The 16,085-nt window shown below is 56.5% G+C and carries 13 protein-coding genes; 3 read left to right on the top strand and 10 right to left on the bottom strand.

The window, feature by feature from the left end:
* Positions 1-10: 10 nt before the first annotated feature.
* Positions 11-1,771, bottom strand: coding sequence for a DEAD/DEAH box helicase (locus IM299_RS07495; RefSeq protein WP_193357267.1), 1,761 nt, complete (start codon positions 1,769-1,771; stop codon positions 11-13).
* A 152-nt stretch (positions 1,772-1,923) separates the two neighbouring features.
* Here IM299_RS07495 and rsuA point away from each other — a divergent pair, with 152 nt between their 5' ends.
* From rsuA to IM299_RS07480, 3 genes are all read left to right on the top strand, one after another.
* Positions 1,924-2,631, top strand: coding sequence for a 16S rRNA pseudouridine(516) synthase RsuA (gene rsuA, locus IM299_RS07490; protein WP_028013885.1), 708 nt, complete (start codon positions 1,924-1,926; stop codon positions 2,629-2,631).
* Positions 2,632-2,646: 15 nt separating this feature from the next.
* A complete protein-coding gene (locus IM299_RS07485; RefSeq protein WP_041908984.1) occupies positions 2,647-3,843 on the top strand; it encodes a Bcr/CflA family multidrug efflux MFS transporter in 1,197 nt (398 codons plus the stop codon).
* A 279-nt stretch (positions 3,844-4,122) separates the two neighbouring features.
* Positions 4,123-4,467 carry a YejG family protein gene (locus IM299_RS07480; RefSeq protein ID WP_028013883.1) on the top strand — a complete coding sequence of 115 codons (345 nt, stop codon included), beginning with the start codon at positions 4,123-4,125 and terminating at the stop codon, positions 4,465-4,467.
* Between the two features lie 3 nt (positions 4,468-4,470).
* Here the strand turns inward: IM299_RS07480 and yejF are convergent, their stop codons facing one another.
* From yejF to IM299_RS07435, 9 genes are all read right to left on the bottom strand, one after another.
* Complete coding sequence (gene yejF, locus IM299_RS07475; RefSeq protein ID WP_045629875.1) at positions 4,471-6,060, bottom strand: microcin C ABC transporter ATP-binding protein YejF; 1,590 nt, start codon at positions 6,058-6,060, stop codon at positions 4,471-4,473.
* 1 nt (position 6,061) lies between these two features.
* A complete protein-coding gene (locus IM299_RS07470) occupies positions 6,062-7,087 on the bottom strand; it encodes an ABC transporter permease (RefSeq protein WP_028013881.1) in 1,026 nt (341 codons plus the stop codon).
* A complete protein-coding gene (locus IM299_RS07465) occupies positions 7,087-8,181 on the bottom strand; it encodes a microcin C ABC transporter permease YejB (protein ID WP_028013880.1) in 1,095 nt (364 codons plus the stop codon). The genes IM299_RS07470 and IM299_RS07465 overlap by 1 nt, the downstream gene beginning before the upstream one ends.
* Before the next feature lie 9 nt (positions 8,182-8,190).
* Entirely contained in the window at positions 8,191-9,996 is a 1,806-nt protein-coding gene (locus IM299_RS07460; protein WP_193357266.1) for an extracellular solute-binding protein, read from the bottom strand.
* A gap of 74 nt (positions 9,997-10,070) precedes the next feature.
* Positions 10,071-11,627 (bottom strand): cyclic di-GMP phosphodiesterase, encoded by a 1,557-nt coding sequence (locus tag IM299_RS07455; RefSeq protein WP_193357265.1) that lies wholly within the window; start codon positions 11,625-11,627, stop codon positions 10,071-10,073.
* 127 nt (positions 11,628-11,754) lie between these two features.
* Positions 11,755-12,324 (bottom strand): bifunctional murein DD-endopeptidase/murein LD-carboxypeptidase, encoded by a 570-nt coding sequence (gene mepS, locus IM299_RS07450; protein ID WP_028013877.1) that lies wholly within the window; start codon positions 12,322-12,324, stop codon positions 11,755-11,757.
* A 415-nt stretch (positions 12,325-12,739) separates the two neighbouring features.
* Positions 12,740-13,453 carry a phosphatase PAP2 family protein gene (locus IM299_RS07445; RefSeq protein WP_028013876.1) on the bottom strand — a complete coding sequence of 238 codons (714 nt, stop codon included), beginning with the start codon at positions 13,451-13,453 and terminating at the stop codon, positions 12,740-12,742.
* A 33-nt stretch (positions 13,454-13,486) separates the two neighbouring features.
* Entirely contained in the window at positions 13,487-14,473 is a 987-nt protein-coding gene (locus IM299_RS07440) for a GTP-binding protein (RefSeq protein WP_193357264.1), read from the bottom strand.
* A 123-nt stretch (positions 14,474-14,596) separates the two neighbouring features.
* Entirely contained in the window at positions 14,597-16,063 is a 1,467-nt protein-coding gene (locus tag IM299_RS07435) for a mannitol dehydrogenase family protein (protein WP_193357263.1), read from the bottom strand.
* Between the last annotated feature and the right edge of the window lie 22 nt (positions 16,064-16,085).

The following is a 16,085-nucleotide window of genomic DNA, read 5'->3' as shown; positions in this document are numbered from 1 at the left end:
AAAAGTCCCGTTAACCGCGCAATTCATTTGCCCGACGGAAGCGACCTTCATAGTCAAAGACCTTCTCGCGAACCTGCCAGAACTGGCCTTTCTTACGGGCGACCACGAAGTCGGGGTGGCGCAGCAGCGCCTGCTGATGCACGATATCCGCCACGGTTATCCAGCGCAGCGGCACGCCAGGCGTGCGGGTATGCGGCCGGATAAACAGCTGCTCAAATGCCGTGCGCTGGGCAGGCGTCTGAACCCTGAACCGTTCGCTGACGTCAGCGCCATCCTCATCGTAATAGGTGATTTTCAGCCATTCGCCTTTTTCATCCGCGCCGGGCTGCAGCGCCATGCCGGAGCAGCGCAGCACCAGCGCATCTTTCAGCTTCAGCGCCGCTTTCAGCATGTCGTCCGGGTCCACCAGTACCGTGTCGCACTCACGGCAACGGCGGGCGGCGATGTCATTTTCGGCGTTGCACTGCGGGCAGTTTTTGAAGCGGAAGCGGAAATCGCACTGCTCGCGATGCCCCTCATCATCCTCAAACCAGCCCTGACAGCGGCGGCCAAAGTGTTCAATCAGCGTGCCGTCGGCGGTGGTTTTTCCCCAGAATGTGTTGGCAAAGCCGCAGGCCGGGCAAAACACCTGTACCGGCACGTTGTCGCTTTTGCCTTTTGGCGCGCCCACTTCCGGGGAGTACAGATCGTGCGGGTTGCCGGCGTAATCCAGTATCAGGCAGTCGGTTTTGCCCGGCGCCAGGCGCAGGCCACGGCCGACAATCTGCTGATACAGGCTGACGGATTCCGTCGGGCGCAGAATCGCAATCAGATCGACGTGCGGGGCGTCAAACCCGGTGGTTAATACGGAGACATTCACCAGGTAGCGGAACTGCTGGGCTTTGAAAGCCTCAATCAGCCTGTCGCGCTCCGGGCCGGGCGTTTCGCCAGTGATCAGCGCTGCGTCGTCAGCGGGTAGCAGTCCCGTGATTTCGCGCGCGTGTTCGACGGTGGCAGCAAAAATCATCACCCCTTTACGCGTTTGCGCGAACTCTTCAATCTGGCTGATGATATGCGGCGTGATCCGCTTCTGTTTTTTCAGCTCATGGTTAAGATCCGCCTCGCTGAACAGCCCGTTGCTCTGCGCCTGTAAGCGGCTGAAATTGTACTGCACGACCGGCATATCCAGCCGCTCGGGCGGCGTCAGGTAGCCGTGCTTAATCATGTAGCGCAGCGGAAGTTCATAGATACAGTCGCTGAACAGCGCTTTCTCGTCGCCGCGCACCATGCCGTGATAATGAAAGCGGTAGATCCAGCCTTTGCCCAGACGAAACGGGGTTGCCGTCAGGCCGAGCAGGCGTAAGTGAGGGTTCACCTCTTTAAGGTGAGTGAGGATTTGCTGATACTGGCTGTCGTCGTCATCGCTGATGCGGTGACATTCGTCGACAATCAGCAGCGAAAACTCGCTGCGGAACAGATCCAGGTTACGGGCCACCGACTGTACGCTGCCGAAAACCACTTTGCCGTGGCTCTCTTTGCGCTTCAGCCCGGCGGCGAAAATGTCGGCTTCCAGCCCCAGCGCACAATATTTGGCATGGTTTTGCGCCACCAGCTCTTTGACGTGGGCCAATACCAGCACGCGACCACGCGCCAGGCGCGCCAGTTCGGCAATGACCAGGCTCTTGCCTGCACCGGTCGGGAGGACAATGGCCGCCGGTTCCCGGTGTTTACGGAACCAGGCGAGCGTCGCGTCAACGGCTTCCTGCTGATAGGGACGAAGTGTAAAAGTCATGGGGTCTCGGTTTCGTTAATCCGCATATAGTATGCCACGAAACTTTTTCCCTTGAGTGGCGCAACCAGACCATTATACTGAACCGTTCCTGACTGCTTCTTTTTTCGGACGCACGGTCCGACATCCAGCACCATTAAGGCTAAAAAGATTTCATGCGACTTGATAAGTTTATCGCTCAGCAACTCGGCGTAAGCCGCGCTATTGCCGGGCGCGAAATTCGCGCCAACCGCGTTACCGTGGATGGCGACATTGTGCGAGACAGCGCGTTCAAACTGCAGCCTGACCATCAGGTTGAGTACGACGGCAATCCGCTGACCCAGCAGCACGGTCCCCGCTATTTCATGCTCAATAAGCCGGAAGGCTATGTCTGCTCAACGGACGATCCGGATCACCCAACTGTGCTCTATTTCCTCGACGAACCGGTGGCGCATAAGCTGCACGCCGCGGGCCGCCTCGACATCGACACCACCGGTCTGGTGCTGATGACCGACGACGGTCAGTGGTCGCATCGCATCACTTCCCCGCGCCACCACTGCGAGAAAACCTATCTGGTCACGCTGGAGTCACCGGTTGCGGATGACACGGCAGAGCAATTCGCGAAAGGCGTTCAGCTGCATAATGAAAAGGATCTGACCAAACCCGCCGTGCTTGAGGTCATCACCCCGACGGAGGTCCGTTTGACCATCAGCGAAGGGCGCTACCATCAGGTGAAACGCATGTTTGCCGCCGTGGGTAACCACGTTGTGGGCCTGCACCGTGAACGCATCGGTGCGATTGCGCTCGATCCCGACCTGGCGCCCGGTGAATATCGTCCGCTGACGGAAGAAGAGATTGCCAGCGTCGGTCTGCCTTCGCACTAATTTCAGGAGAACCCTGTGACCACCAGGCCACACTCGTCGTTCAAAATTGTCTTCATTCTTGGCCTGCTGGCGATGCTGATGCCGCTGTCTATCGACATGTATCTGCCTGCGCTGCCGGTGATTTCCGCCCAGTTTGGCGTACCGGCAGGCAGCGCGCAGATGACGCTCAGCACCTATATTCTCGGTTTCGCGCTCGGACAGCTGCTGTATGGCCCAATGGCCGACAGCCTGGGGCGTAAGCCGGTTATTCTTGGCGGGACGCTGGTCTTTGCGGCCGCAGCGGTCGCCTGTGCGCTGGCGCAGAGTATCGATCAGCTGATTATCATGCGCTTCCTGCACGGGCTGGCCGCCGCTGCCGCGAGCGTGGTGATCAACGCCCTGATGCGTGATATCTACCCGAAAGAAGAGTTCTCCCGCATGATGTCGTTCGTCATGCTGGTGACGACGATTGCGCCGCTGGTGGCACCGATGGCCGGTGGTGCGGTGCTGGTGTGGTTTAGCTGGCACGCGATTTTCTGGATCCTGGCGCTGGCCGCGCTGCTGGCCTCGGCGATGATTTTCTTCTTTATTGATGAAACGCTGCCCGTCGAGCGCCGCCAGAAATTTCATATTCGAACCACGATAGGCAACTTTGCCTCGCTGTTTCGCCACAAGCGGGTGCTGAGCTACATGCTGGCGAGCGGGTTCAGCTTCGCCGGAATGTTCTCCTTCCTGAGTGCCGGGCCGTTTGTCTATATCGAGCTGAACCACGTTTCGCCGCAGCACTTTGGCTATTATTTTGCGCTCAATATCGTCTTCCTGTTTGTCCTGACCATCATTAACAGCCGCTTTGTCCGGCGGGTGGGCGCGCTGAACATGTTCCGCGCCGGGCTGTGGATCCAGTTTGTGATGGCGGTCTGGCTGGTGGTGAGCGCGTTTCTGGACGTGGGCTTCTGGGCGCTGGTGATCGGCGTGGCGGCCTTTGTCGGCTGCGTGTCGATGATCTCGTCCAATGCGATGGCGGTGATCCTCGACGAATTCCCGCACATGGCGGGAACCGCATCGTCACTGGCGGGAACCTTCCGCTTCGGGATTGGTGCCATCGTCGGGGCGTTACTCTCTATGGCGACCTTTACTACGGCCTGGCCTATGCTGTGGGCGATGGCTTTTTGCGCAACCAGCTCTGTGCTTTTCTGTCTTTACGCCAGCCGGCCGCGAAAAGCGGCGCACTAACGCGCAGATAAGGCCCGAAAGGGCCTTTTTTGTTGACGCATATCAACCAAACTCGCGTTCGTTTATTCCGTGTTTGTTTATTTTATGTAAAATCTATTTATGTAAAAAGTCACATCATTGTATTCAAAAAGGTTGAGTTAGATCGCAGAAACGGGTACATATAGCGCCGACGCGAGCCTCGATACCGATAAAAAAGCGCTGAATAGTGCAGGTTGGCGATGATGTGTTACTATAAATGTAAATAAATTGTGAAGTAAATTTTGCTTCCGGGGAACGAACGTGAATACATTACAACTCTCCATTGTCCATCGCTTGCCCCAGAGCTATCGCTGGTCGGCGGGTTTTGCAGGTTCGAAAGTTGAACCGATTCCGCAAAGCGTCGCGGGCTGTGAGAATTGCCTGGTGGCGCTAAAGCTGCTGAGCCCGAGCGACGAAAATGCGTGGCGGGTGATGGAGCGTCTCAGCCAGGCCCTGACGGATATCGAAGTGGACAGCTCCGTACTGGAGTGCGAAGGGGAGCCGTGCCTGTTTGTCAAAAGCCAGGACGAATTCGCCGCGACCTGCCGCCTGAAAAATTTTGGCGTTGCGATTGCTGAACCTTTCTCCGGCCAGTATCCGTTTTAAGCGCTAGTCTGCCGCGAGCAGCTGGCGCGTGTAGCTCTGCGTTGGCGCAGTAAATACGCGCTGGCAATCACCCTGTTCGACCACCTCACCCTGTCGTAGCACAATCACCTGATGGCATAGCGCCCGAACCACCTGTAGATCATGGCTGATAAAGATATAGGCCAGCCGGTGCTTTTCCTGTAGCCCTTTGAGCAGCGCCAGGATCTGCGCCTGTACGGTTCTGTCCAGAGACGAGGTCGGTTCATCCAGAATAATCAGCTCCGGTTTCAGGATCAGCGCGCGGGCGATGGCGATACGCTGGCGCTGTCCGCCGGAAAATTCCGCAGGGTAGCGGTGGCGAGTGTCGGGATCTAAGCCCACTTCCGCCATCACCCGCATGACCTCCTGTTCCCGCTGTTGCGCACTCAGGCCAGGCTGGTGAACGCGCAGGCCCTCTTCGATAATCTGCAACACGCTGAGGCGCGGGTTAAGCGAGGAGTTGGGATCCTGAAATACCACCTGCATGCGGGGCCGCACGGGCAGCATCTGGCGGCGGTTCCAGCGGTGCAGCGGCATATCGTCAAACAGGATCTCGCCCTGAGAGGCAATTAAGCGCAGCAGCGCCAGACCGGTAGTGCTTTTCCCCGAACCGGATTCTCCCACCAGCCCCAGGGATTCACCCGGTCGCAGCGAGAAGCGGATATTTTTCAGCACCGGGTTCTGGTCAACGATGCGCCGCAGAACGCCTTTGCGGATCGGGAACGAGACGGATAAATCATCGACGCGCAGCAGCGGTGTGCTGTCTGCCGTGAGAGGTACCGGGTCGCCGGAAGGTTCGCTGTCGAGCAGGCGCTGCGTATAGGGATGCTGCGGCGCGTTCAGCAGCATGGACGCGGTATTCTGTTCAACGCAGCGCCCGTTTTGCATGACCGCGACGCTGTCGGCCAGCTTTTTCACGATGCTCAGGTTGTGCGTGATAAACAGCAGGCTCATGTCCAGCTCGTCACGCAGCTCCCTCAAGAGCGTCAGAATTTGCGCCTGCACCGTGACGTCCAGCGCCGTCGTCGGCTCGTCGGCAATCAACAGTTCGGGGCGCGTGAGCAGGGCCATGGCAATCATTACCCGCTGGCGTTCGCCGCCGGAGAGCTGATGCGGAAAATCATTCAGCCGTTTGGCCGCGTTGCGTATGCCTGTTCGTTCCAGACAATCCAGAATTTCGCCCCGCGCGGCCTCTTTGCGCATCCCCCGATGAAGTGACAGCACTTCATAGAGCTGTTTTTCCAGCGTATGCAGTGGGTTGAGCGACACCATCGGCTCCTGGAAGATCATGGCAATCTTATTGCCGCGAATACCGCGCAGGGTATGTTCATCAGCGTGCAGCAGCGAACTGCCGTGGAACAGAATATCCCCTTGCGGATAGCTCACGGGCGGGGAGGGCAGCAGACGCAGGATGGAGAGCGCCGAGACGCTCTTGCCCGAACCGGATTCACCCACCAGCGCCAGCGTTTCACCGCGCTGGATCTGCAGCGACAGGTCGGTGACCACGGTACGGGTCTCGCCCTGCTTCGAGAAGGCAATCGACAGGCGATCAATACTGAGAAGAGGCTGCGTCATCTTATACCGCCTTGTTGGGATCGAAGGCATCGCGCACGGCTTCGCCAATAAAAATCAGCAGCGAAAGCAGCACGGCCACGGAAAGAAAGGCGGTGATGCCCAGCCACGGCGCCTGCAGGTTGTTCTTGCCCTGCAGCAGCAGTTCGCCGAGCGACGGCGACCCCAGCGGCAGGCCGAAGCCCAGAAAGTCCAGCGAGGTGAGGGTGGTGATGGAGCTGCACAGAATAAAGGGCAGGAAGGTGAGGGTCGCCACCACCGCATTGGGAAGCATATGGCGGAAGATGATTGCGCGATCGCTCACGCCTAACGCCTGCGCGGCGCGAATATAGTCGAAATTACGGGTGCGCAGAAACTCTGCCCGCACCACGCCCACCAGCGCCATCCAGCCGAACAGAACGGTGATGCCCAGCAGCCACCAGAAGCCCGGCTGTACCACGCTGGAAAGCAGAATGATCAGAAACAGCGTTGGCATACCGGACCAGACTTCGATGATACGCTGCCCCCACAGGTCAATTTTTCCGCCGTAGTAGCCCTGAACGGCGCCGGCCACTACGCCCATTACGCTGGAGAAGACGGTCAGCATCAGTCCAAAGAGAATAGAAATCCGCGTACCGTAGAGGATGCGCGCCAGCACGTCGCCGCCGTTGGCGTCTGTTCCCAGCCAGTTTTGCGCAGAGGGCGGAGAAGGGAAGGGGGTTGTGGTCGCGAAGTTAATGCTGTTGGCGCCAAAGCGTACCGGAGCCCAGAGGGCCCAGCCGTGCTGTTCGATCTGCTGGCGCAGCCACGGATCCTGGTACTCCGCCGGGGTGGCAAACGGGCCGCCGAAGTCGCTTTCACTGTAGTTAGCCAGTACCGGCACGTACCAGCGGTCGTTAAAGTGCACCAGCAACGGTTTGTCGTTGGCGATCAGCTCCGAACACATGCTCAGGACAAACAGGACAGCAAAAATCCACAGCGACCAGTAGCCGCGGCGGTTATGGCGAAAACGGGCCCAGCGGGCCTGGTTAACGGGGCTTAAACGCGGCATCAGCGGCCCTCAAAATCAATTCGGGGATCGACCAGCGTATAGCTGATATCGCTGATGATATTCAGCAGCAGGCCAATCAGGGTGAAAATATAGAGCGTGCCAAACATTACCGGATAATCGCGCGATACGGTGGCTTCGTAGCCCAGCAGGCCGAGACCGTTGAGCGAGAACATCACCTCAATCAGCAGCGAGCCGGTAAAAAACATGCTGATGAACGTGGCTGGAAATCCGGCAATCACCAGCAGCATGGCGTTGCGGAAAACGTGTTTCCACATAATCTGCTTCTCGCTGACCCCTTTGGCGCGGGCGGTCACGACATACTGCTTGCGGATTTCATCGAGAAAGGCATTTTTCGTTAACATGGTCAGGGCGGCAAACCCGCCGATCACCGTCGCCAGCACCGGCAGCGTGATATGCCAGAGATAGTCGGTGATTTTCTGGTACCACGGCAGTGTGCTGAAATCGGCGGAGACCAGCCCCCGCAGCGGGAAGATATCGAAATAGCTGCCTCCGGCAAAGAAGACAATCAGCAGAACGGCAAACAGAAACGCCGGAATAGCATAGCCGATGATGATGAAGGTGCTGCTCCAGATATCGAAGCGGCTGCCGTTATGCACCGCTTTTCGGATCCCGAGCGGTATAGAGACCAGATAGATAATCAGCGTCCCCCACAGCCCCAGCGTGACCGAAACCGGCAGGCTTTGCTTGATCAACGTTAATACGGACGCACTGCGGAACAGGCTATCGCCAAAATCAAAGCGGATATAATCCCAGAGCATCTTGAAATAGCGCTCGTGTATCGGCTTATCAAAGCCGTAGCGATGGGTGATCTCGGCGATCACTTCAGGATCCAGCCCGCGCCCGCCGCGGTAGTGGCTTTCACTGATATTCCCCACGCCGGTTCGCGCATGGCTGGCGCCCATGCCTTCTCCGCCGCCGCCGGGCATGCCGCCGCTGTTGCCAAACTCAATGGCGGCAATGGCCTGGTCGACCGGCCCGCCCGGGGCAATTTGCACGATAAAAAAGTTAATGGTGATAATGGCCCACAGCGTGGGAATGACCAGCAGAAGACGGCGTATTAAATAGGCACCCATGATAATTCCTTATCGCCGCTCGGCGGGCAGTCTGGCGGCTTTATTCACGTCATACCACCAGGTGTCAAAGCCCAGAGAATAGACAGGGCGTACGGCAGGCACGGAGAACTTGTCCCAGCGCGCAAGGCGGTCTTCGCCCATATACCACATGGGCAGCATGTAGTAGTTCCAGGTTAACACCCTGTCGAGGGCGCGACCAAGCGGCAAGAGCTTATCTTTATCGCCCTGCGCCGCCACAATTTTCGCAATCAGGGCATCAATCGCCGGGCTTTTTACGCCTGGCGAATTGTACGAGGAGTCGATGTAGCTGGAGGCCCAGGAGATTTGTAGATCCGAGCTGGGCCACGGCTGCGCGGGCCACAGGCGTTGCATCATGTCGTAATCACGGCTGCGCATGCGGTTGGTGATCTGCGCGTTATCGACCTGGCGAATGTTCATGGTGATCCCCAGCCGCGCAAGGTTGTGCTTAAACGGCAGCACCCACTGATCGTTGCCGCCGGAGGAGAGCAGCAGTTCAAAGCTTAAAGGCTTGCCGGTTTTCGCATTGACGCGTTTCTGATTCTTCAGCTGCCAGCCTGCCTCATCCAGCAGCTTGCTGGCCTTCAGCAAGTTGTCGCGGTCGTAGCCGTCACCCTTTGAAGCGGGCGGCTGAAATACCGTGGTAAACACCTCCGGCGGCACTTCCGCTTTCAGCGGCGCCAGCAGGAGCAGTTCGTCGGCTTTAGGGTAGTCGCGCGCGGCATATTCGGTGTTCTGGAAATAGCTGTTCGCGCGGCTGTACGCCCCGTAAAACAGGGCTTTGTTCATCCATTCAAAATCGAAGGCCAGGGAAATGGCTTCCCGAACGCGGCGGTCGGTAAATACCGGGCGCTGAATATTAAACGCCAGCCAGCGCGTGTCCTGGGCGGATTCGTTTTTGTGCTCGTCTTTGACGATGTAGCCTTTCGTGAAGTTTTTGCCGATATAGCGGGTCGCCCAGTTTTTGGCGCTGTTCTCCACGCGTAAATCGAAGGCGCCGGCCTTGAACGCTTCAAACGCCACGTTATCGTCGAGATAGTAGTCATAGCGAAGGGTGTCGAAATTCCAGCGCCCGCGGTTTACCGGCAGGTTAGCCGCCCAGTAATCTTTCACGCGGGAATAGACCACGTACTGCCCCATGCGCCAGTCGGTAATGCGGTAAGGGCCACCGGCCAGCGGCGGCGTGGAGAGCGGGTCGCTTAACTTATGGTTTTTCCAGAACGATTCAGGCATCACCGGCAGCGAGAACAGGCTAAGCATATTCTCTTTGTTCGGTTCGCTCAGCTCAATGCGTACGGTGAGGGGCGCAATGGCGCGCACCGTTGCGCCTTTATACACAATGCGGAACTGAGGCACGCCTTCGGTCATAAATTTATGAAACGTAAAAGCGACGTCGCTGGCCTTGACCGGCGTGCCGTCGTGAAAGCGGGCCCGGGGGTTTAGGGTAATTTCGGCCCAGGCGAAGTTATCGGCATAGCGCACGTTATCGGCAATCAGCGGGTAATAGCTGCCGGGTTCATCATCCGACGTGACAAAAAGCGTGTCATAGAGCGATTCCGTTCGCGCCGCGGCCACGCCGCGCAGGGCGAAGCGGTTAAAGTTGTCGAACGTTCCCGTAGCCGAGAGCGTGACCTTTCCACCCTTAGGGGCGGCAGGATTGACGTAATCGAAGTGCGTAAAATTGACCGCGTATTTTGGCTCGCCAATCACGGCGAACGCGATGTTCTCTTTGATGGTTTGCGCCTGGCTGGACAGGCTCACGACTGCCAACCAAAGCAACATAAAGCGCATAAACATCTCGCGGCGGCTCCCTCTTTTACAGACCGGCTCAGTTAAGCTGAATAATAAGTGACGCCACGGGCAATGTGAAATTATTCCCCGTCAGGCGACACTGTATTTTGCCACGTGCGGAACTGCTCCAGCGGCATCGGGCGGCTAATCCAGTAACCCTGCAGATAATTAACCCCATGCTCGCGCAGCCAGGCCGCCTGTTCCGGTGTTTCCACCCCTTCCGCAACGGTCGACATATTCAGTCGTCTTGCCAGCGTCAGTACGGCATCCAGCACCGGGGAGGTGACGGTTTCTGTGCCAATGGCGTTGACAAAACCACGGTCGATTTTCAGGTAGTCCATGGTGAAATGTTCAAGATAAATCAGCGCGCTGTGGCCGGTGCCGAAATCGTCGATGGCAATTTCAAACCCTTCGTTATGAAGCCATTCGAAGAGGCTGTTAGCTTCCCGATGGTTCAGCATGTCGCGCTCGGTAATTTCCAGTACGATCTGGAAGTAATCAGGCGGCAGCAGGGCTTTGAAGGTGCGCATATCGTCTTTGAAGCTTTCCGCATGCAGATGCCCCGGCGCGATATTAATGCCCACTTTGGCACCCGGCGGCAGCACGGTCTGTAGCACTGGCGCATCGTGAATAATCAGGTCAAAAAGATGCAGCGTGAGCGGAACAATCAGCTTCTGCGCTTCGGCAAAATTGATAAAGGCGTCCGGCGGGATCTCACCCATGGTCGGGTGCTTCCAGCGCATCAGCACTTCAAGCCCGGTCATCCTGAGCGATTTGGCGTCGACAACGGGCTGATAAACCACATAAAACTGGCCGCGCTTGATGGCGCTCAGAATCTCTTTGCCCGGATTGAGACGCGTCGTGAGGATGTAGAAGTTAAGCGACCCTGCCGCAATCCCGCACACCAGCCCGAAGAACAGGGCGTAAAGTATCTCATCGGTCGTCCACTCCTCGGCGTACAGGTTGATGGTCAGAGGAACGTCTTTGAGCGTCGCGGTGCGCGCCGGCGTTTCATGTAAATCCTTCGCTTTGACGAGGGCGCTTGAGGCAGTGGATAACGCATTGTCGCCGATGACGATCGCGATGCCTGCAAACTCGTCCTGGCGCGCGGTGTAAAGCAGGTAAGGCGTCAGGTTGAGATTCACCGAGGTGAATACGCCGCCGTCCTTCACAAGCGGATTACGATACCAGATGGCAATCGCGGGCTTATTGGGCAGCATGGGCGTGCCGGGGAGCAGTGCGATATCAACCTGCTTGTTGATGTGCAGCTCGGGTATCAGCTCCTCCATCGGGGCATTCATTGGCCCTGTGGCTGACGAGCAGAACGCCATTTTATCTCTTACCAGCAGGAAGGCGCGTACGTTGAGGCTGAAGGCCGCGCGCGAGGTCAGCTCCGCGTTAACGTTCTGGCAATTATTGAGCGTCAGCGGCTGGAGCACGTCGATGGAGGCTTTCAGCTCGTCAAAATAGCTCTCCATGTAGATGCGCACATCCATGATCAACGTATCGAATCGGATTTCCCGCTTGTGGTAGCTCCAGAAAAATTGCAATGAACCCAGGAGCAGGGCGGCGATCAGGCCGGTAATGATACTGAGGAACAGTATCTTTCGATGACTGGAGAAGTAGCGGGTGAGCATAAACGTCGTGGTTCCTGAATTGCCGCTGATTGTATTCATTGTAACGGGCAAAAAAAAACACCGCCGAAGCAGTGCTTTTTTTTATTGTATCGCCAGCCAAGGGATAACCAACGATACAATTATCATATTAACTGCGGGTCAGTACGCGGCGCGCTTCGTTGTAGCGCTTCTTCCAGTACGGTTCATTCATGCTGGAAATGGTCACACCGCTGCTGGTGGAGGCATGTACAAACTGGTCATTACCAATGTAGATGCCCACATGTCGACCGGTAGAACCTGCACGGAACAGCACTAAATCGCCGGTGCGCAGTTTGGTACGTGAAATCGACTTGCCCATCTCCTGCTGTTCGTAGGTCGAACGCGGAAGATCTAACCCAAATTGCTCGCGGAAGGTACGCTGTACAAAGCCGGAACAATCAATGCCTTTTTTAGTGCTGCCGCCAAGACGGTAACGCACGCCTTTCCAGTCAGCATACTGGTCCATAATGCGGGACTTCACGTCCAGATTACGTACCATATTTTCAAATTCATCCTGAGAGGCTTGCAGTGAAGAGGAATCTTCCATTCCCACAACACGCGTCTCAGGATGCATATTCTTTGCGGTGTTCGATGTACTACATGCAGATAACAGTACCGCGACTGCTATCGCCGGGATCCCCCGTAAGATATATCTCAGAAACGGTTGAGATTTGACCATTTTGTTTATTTTCCCTTGAAGTCCTTAACGACAAATATCGTTATAAAAATGCCAAACGTGACGAGACTAATTATCTGTTCACATTGAGACAATTGTTTCTGGTGACATTTGTGGTGCAGCGCACAAAATTATTCACCATCGAAATAATTATCTCCATGGGGCAAAACGAGTTCGAGATTAACCGATTGCCAGGGCTATTGCGAGTAAAAAGAGCCTTTTTTTTATAAGAAATTGTGATACAGAAAGTAAAAATTTGTCATTGCACAAAATTGCGGCAGATCCGCCGCGTAATCGTGCAATTGATTCATTTTTATCACGAATGTGATGACAAGAATATGACAGAGCAGAAAGATCGCGGGAAGGGCATTATCAGGGATCGTGATGATCCCCGATAGTTTACGTTAAAAAACGGTAATTATTTGTTCAATTTTTGTTGCTTTCTACGCGGAAGATAGCGATCGAAAAGGGTAATTAGGCGATCGCTCAAAGGCGTCATCAGAACCCACGGCAGACCAATCAGCACCGCGGAAAGGGAACCCACGACAATATCCGTCAGCCAGTGCGCGCCAATCATCACGCGCGGGAAGGCAAATATCACCACAATAAGCAGGGCGATTGCGAACGCCTTCTTACCGAAATAGCGCAGCATGAACCCAGAAAAAATAAGCAGCATCATGCCGTGATCGCCCGGGAAACTGTCCTTCGAGGCATCTTTTGTTGGAATATGCAGCAGTTCACTCACGCGATAAATATTCGGGAAAGAGAGCGAAGGACTTGCACGTTTTACCGGCATCAGATGTTGCGCCAGCTGATTAATGATCACCGCAGCCAGAAGCATCACCAGTCCGATAATCAGGATGCGGCGACGCCCCGTGTCATCCTCTTTGAGCCAGAAAGAGAGCATCAGGCAGCCCATAGCCAGCAGGGAAAAGCCGTCAAAGGCGCGGTTATTGGTAATCGCCACCAGCCACAGAAAGGCGTCACTCTTCACCAGCCCCTGGTTGAAGAAATGAAACAGGGATGAATCCAGTGGGAACCAGAAACCGTGATTCACCGGGATATACCAGGAGAAAAAGAGCGCCAGACCGGCGACATTAAGTAGTAGTATCTGGGGAATTCGAGTCGTCATAACGTTCTGCATTGAGTGAAAACTGGGGCAACGTTAGCCGCCCGAACTTAAACGAAGCTTCAACAGGCTGGACTGCAGGGCATTCCAGTCGGCGTTAACCGCACTAATTAACTCTATTCGGCTGTCAGGTGGCGCGACGTTTTGCGTTTCGATAAAGAAATCGTCGCCCTGGCGGTTGATCCGCACCAGCCCGTCTGGCGTGCGCATGATCCCTTTCACGCGGTCGACCGGCGCAAGCCTGGCCCACTCAAGGATGCCAATGGTGTCGAAAACGGTGTCGGCATCGAAAATCCATCCGCAGGCCTGATACCCCTGACCGCTGTTAAGGTTACGACGCCAGCGCTCGTGTTCCGGCAGGCTAAGCGCGGCCAGACCCTGCTTTGCAGAATGGTGATGCGCATGCTCTGCGCTGGCCGGGAGTTGCGCCAGGTTCAGGCGGGGAAGATCCAGCAGGGCGCTATCAATATTCCCCTGAGTGGCCTGCACCCGCGTCCGATTGCCGCCGAAATGCTGCCACCACGCGTCCAGCGCGGCCCGGCTTTCCGCCGTGGCGCGATCTTCTTTATTGGCGACAATAACGTCTGCTGCGGCGAGCTGATCGCGAAAGTTCTCATTGGCCACCGCTTTTTCATCCAGAAGCCGACGCGGATCGAGCAGGCACAGCGTGGCGCGAAGATCGATCCACGGCTCGTAAACCGGGGCGGTCAGTAAATCGAGGATCTGCTTCGGGTGGCCCAGACCGGTAGGTTCAATCAGAAGGCGGTCCGGTTTGCCCTGACGCAGCAGCGTATTGAGGCCTACCTGCATCGGTAAGCCGTTTACGCAGCACATGCATCCGCCGGGGATCTCTTTAATCATTGCGCCGCTGGATGACAGCAACGCGCCATCAATGCCCACTTCACCGAATTCATTGACCAGCACGGCCCATTTCTCGGCGGGGTCTTTATTCGCCAGCAGATGAAGAATAGAGGTGGTTTTACCGCTGCCGAGAAAACCGGTGATGAGGTTGGTTTTGGTCACGTGCGCTCCGCAAGAGAATTGTGATGCTATAACACTATGCTCTTATCCTGGCGAAAAACGGGCGCAATGAGAAGGGGGAGGGCGAACGGAGGCAATGTCCGTTCGCATTAAGCGCAATAATCGCTAAAGATTTAACGTTTCAATAACAGCCTGGCGTGCGCCACGGCGGATGATGCGCTGGTAGGCCTGGCTGACAGCCTCAGCGAAAACGCTATTTTGCGCGAGATCGTGACCGAAGACCTCGCTCAGCCCCAGCAGCGCATTGACGCGGTCGGCGTCGCTGCTGGCCTCGACAATCGTGCGGATTTTATCGCTGAGGGGATCGCGAACGTCAATCGCGTTGCCGCGTTCGTCGAACCCGCTGACGTAGCGTATCCAGCCAGCGACGCCCAGCGCCAGCAGCGGCCATTCTGTTTTACGCTCAAGGTGGACGCGGATGCCATCCAGCATTCGCTGCGGCAGCTTCTGGCTACCGTCCATCGCGATTTGCCAGGTACGGTGCTGCAGCGCCGGGTTAGCAAAGCGATCAATCAGGCTGTCGGCATAGGCAGTCAGGTCGACATCCTTTATACGCAGCGTAGGCGCCTGTTCATCCAGCATTAGCCGCCGGGCGGCTTCGCGGAAGGTGGCGTCCTCCATGCATTCATTAATATGCGCGTACCCGGCGAGATACCCCAGATACGCCAGGAAAGAGTGGCTGCCGTTAAGCATGCGTAATTTCATCTGCTCCCAGGGCAGAACGTCCTGCACCATCTGAACGCCCGCCACTTCCCACTCCGGACGCCCGGCGACAAAATTATCTTCCACTACCCACTGAATAAACGGCTCGCAGCTTATGGCGCACGGATCGTCAACGCCGAGCGCGTCGGCGATCTCCGCAAGCGAGGCCTCCGTCGCGGCGGGAACAATTCTGTCGACCATCGTTCCCGGAAAACTCACGTGGCCCTCGATCCACTCCGCCAGCGCCGGGGAGCGCTTTTGCGCCATGCCAAGCACCGCATTTTTCACCACGTGGCCGTTGTCCGGAATGTTGTCGCAGGAAAGCACGGTAAACGCAGGCAAGCCGCGCTCGCGGCGGCGATTAAGGGCTTCGACCAGGATCCCCGGCGCGGAATGCGGCTCAGCGGGATTTTCCAGATCGTGGACGATCCGGGCGTTTTTTAAATCCAGCTTACCGGTCGCGGGATCGATGCAGTAGCCTTTCTCCGTAATGGTGAGCGACACAATCGCCACCTGCGGCTCGCAAAACTTCTCTATTATCGCGGGCAGAGAGTCCAGCTTTGCATTCAGGCATTCATGTACGGCCCCGACAATAATCGGCTGATTTCCTTCAGCACCTTTCTCCAGCACGGTAAACAGGTGATCCTGCGCGCGCAGCTGGCTCATCAGCACGTCGCCGCTGAACAGGCTAATCTCACAAATTCCCCAGTCGCCGCCTTTTTCATTCAGCACCCGGTTTGTTAACAATGCCTGATGCGCGCGGTGAAACGCACCGAAGCCGAAATGGACGATGCGGGAGCGCAGTTGATGACGATCGTAGCGCGGTTGTTGAACCTGGGCTGGAAGGGCGGTTGAGGCAATTGTCTTCATGAAATACACACCTGATTAACCA

It is taken from the genome of Enterobacter cloacae complex sp. P47BA, from assembly GCF_014930485.1.
GTDB lineage: Bacteria > Pseudomonadota > Gammaproteobacteria > Enterobacterales > Enterobacteriaceae > Enterobacter > Enterobacter bugandensis.
This window is presented reverse-complemented; position numbering and strand designations above follow the sequence as displayed.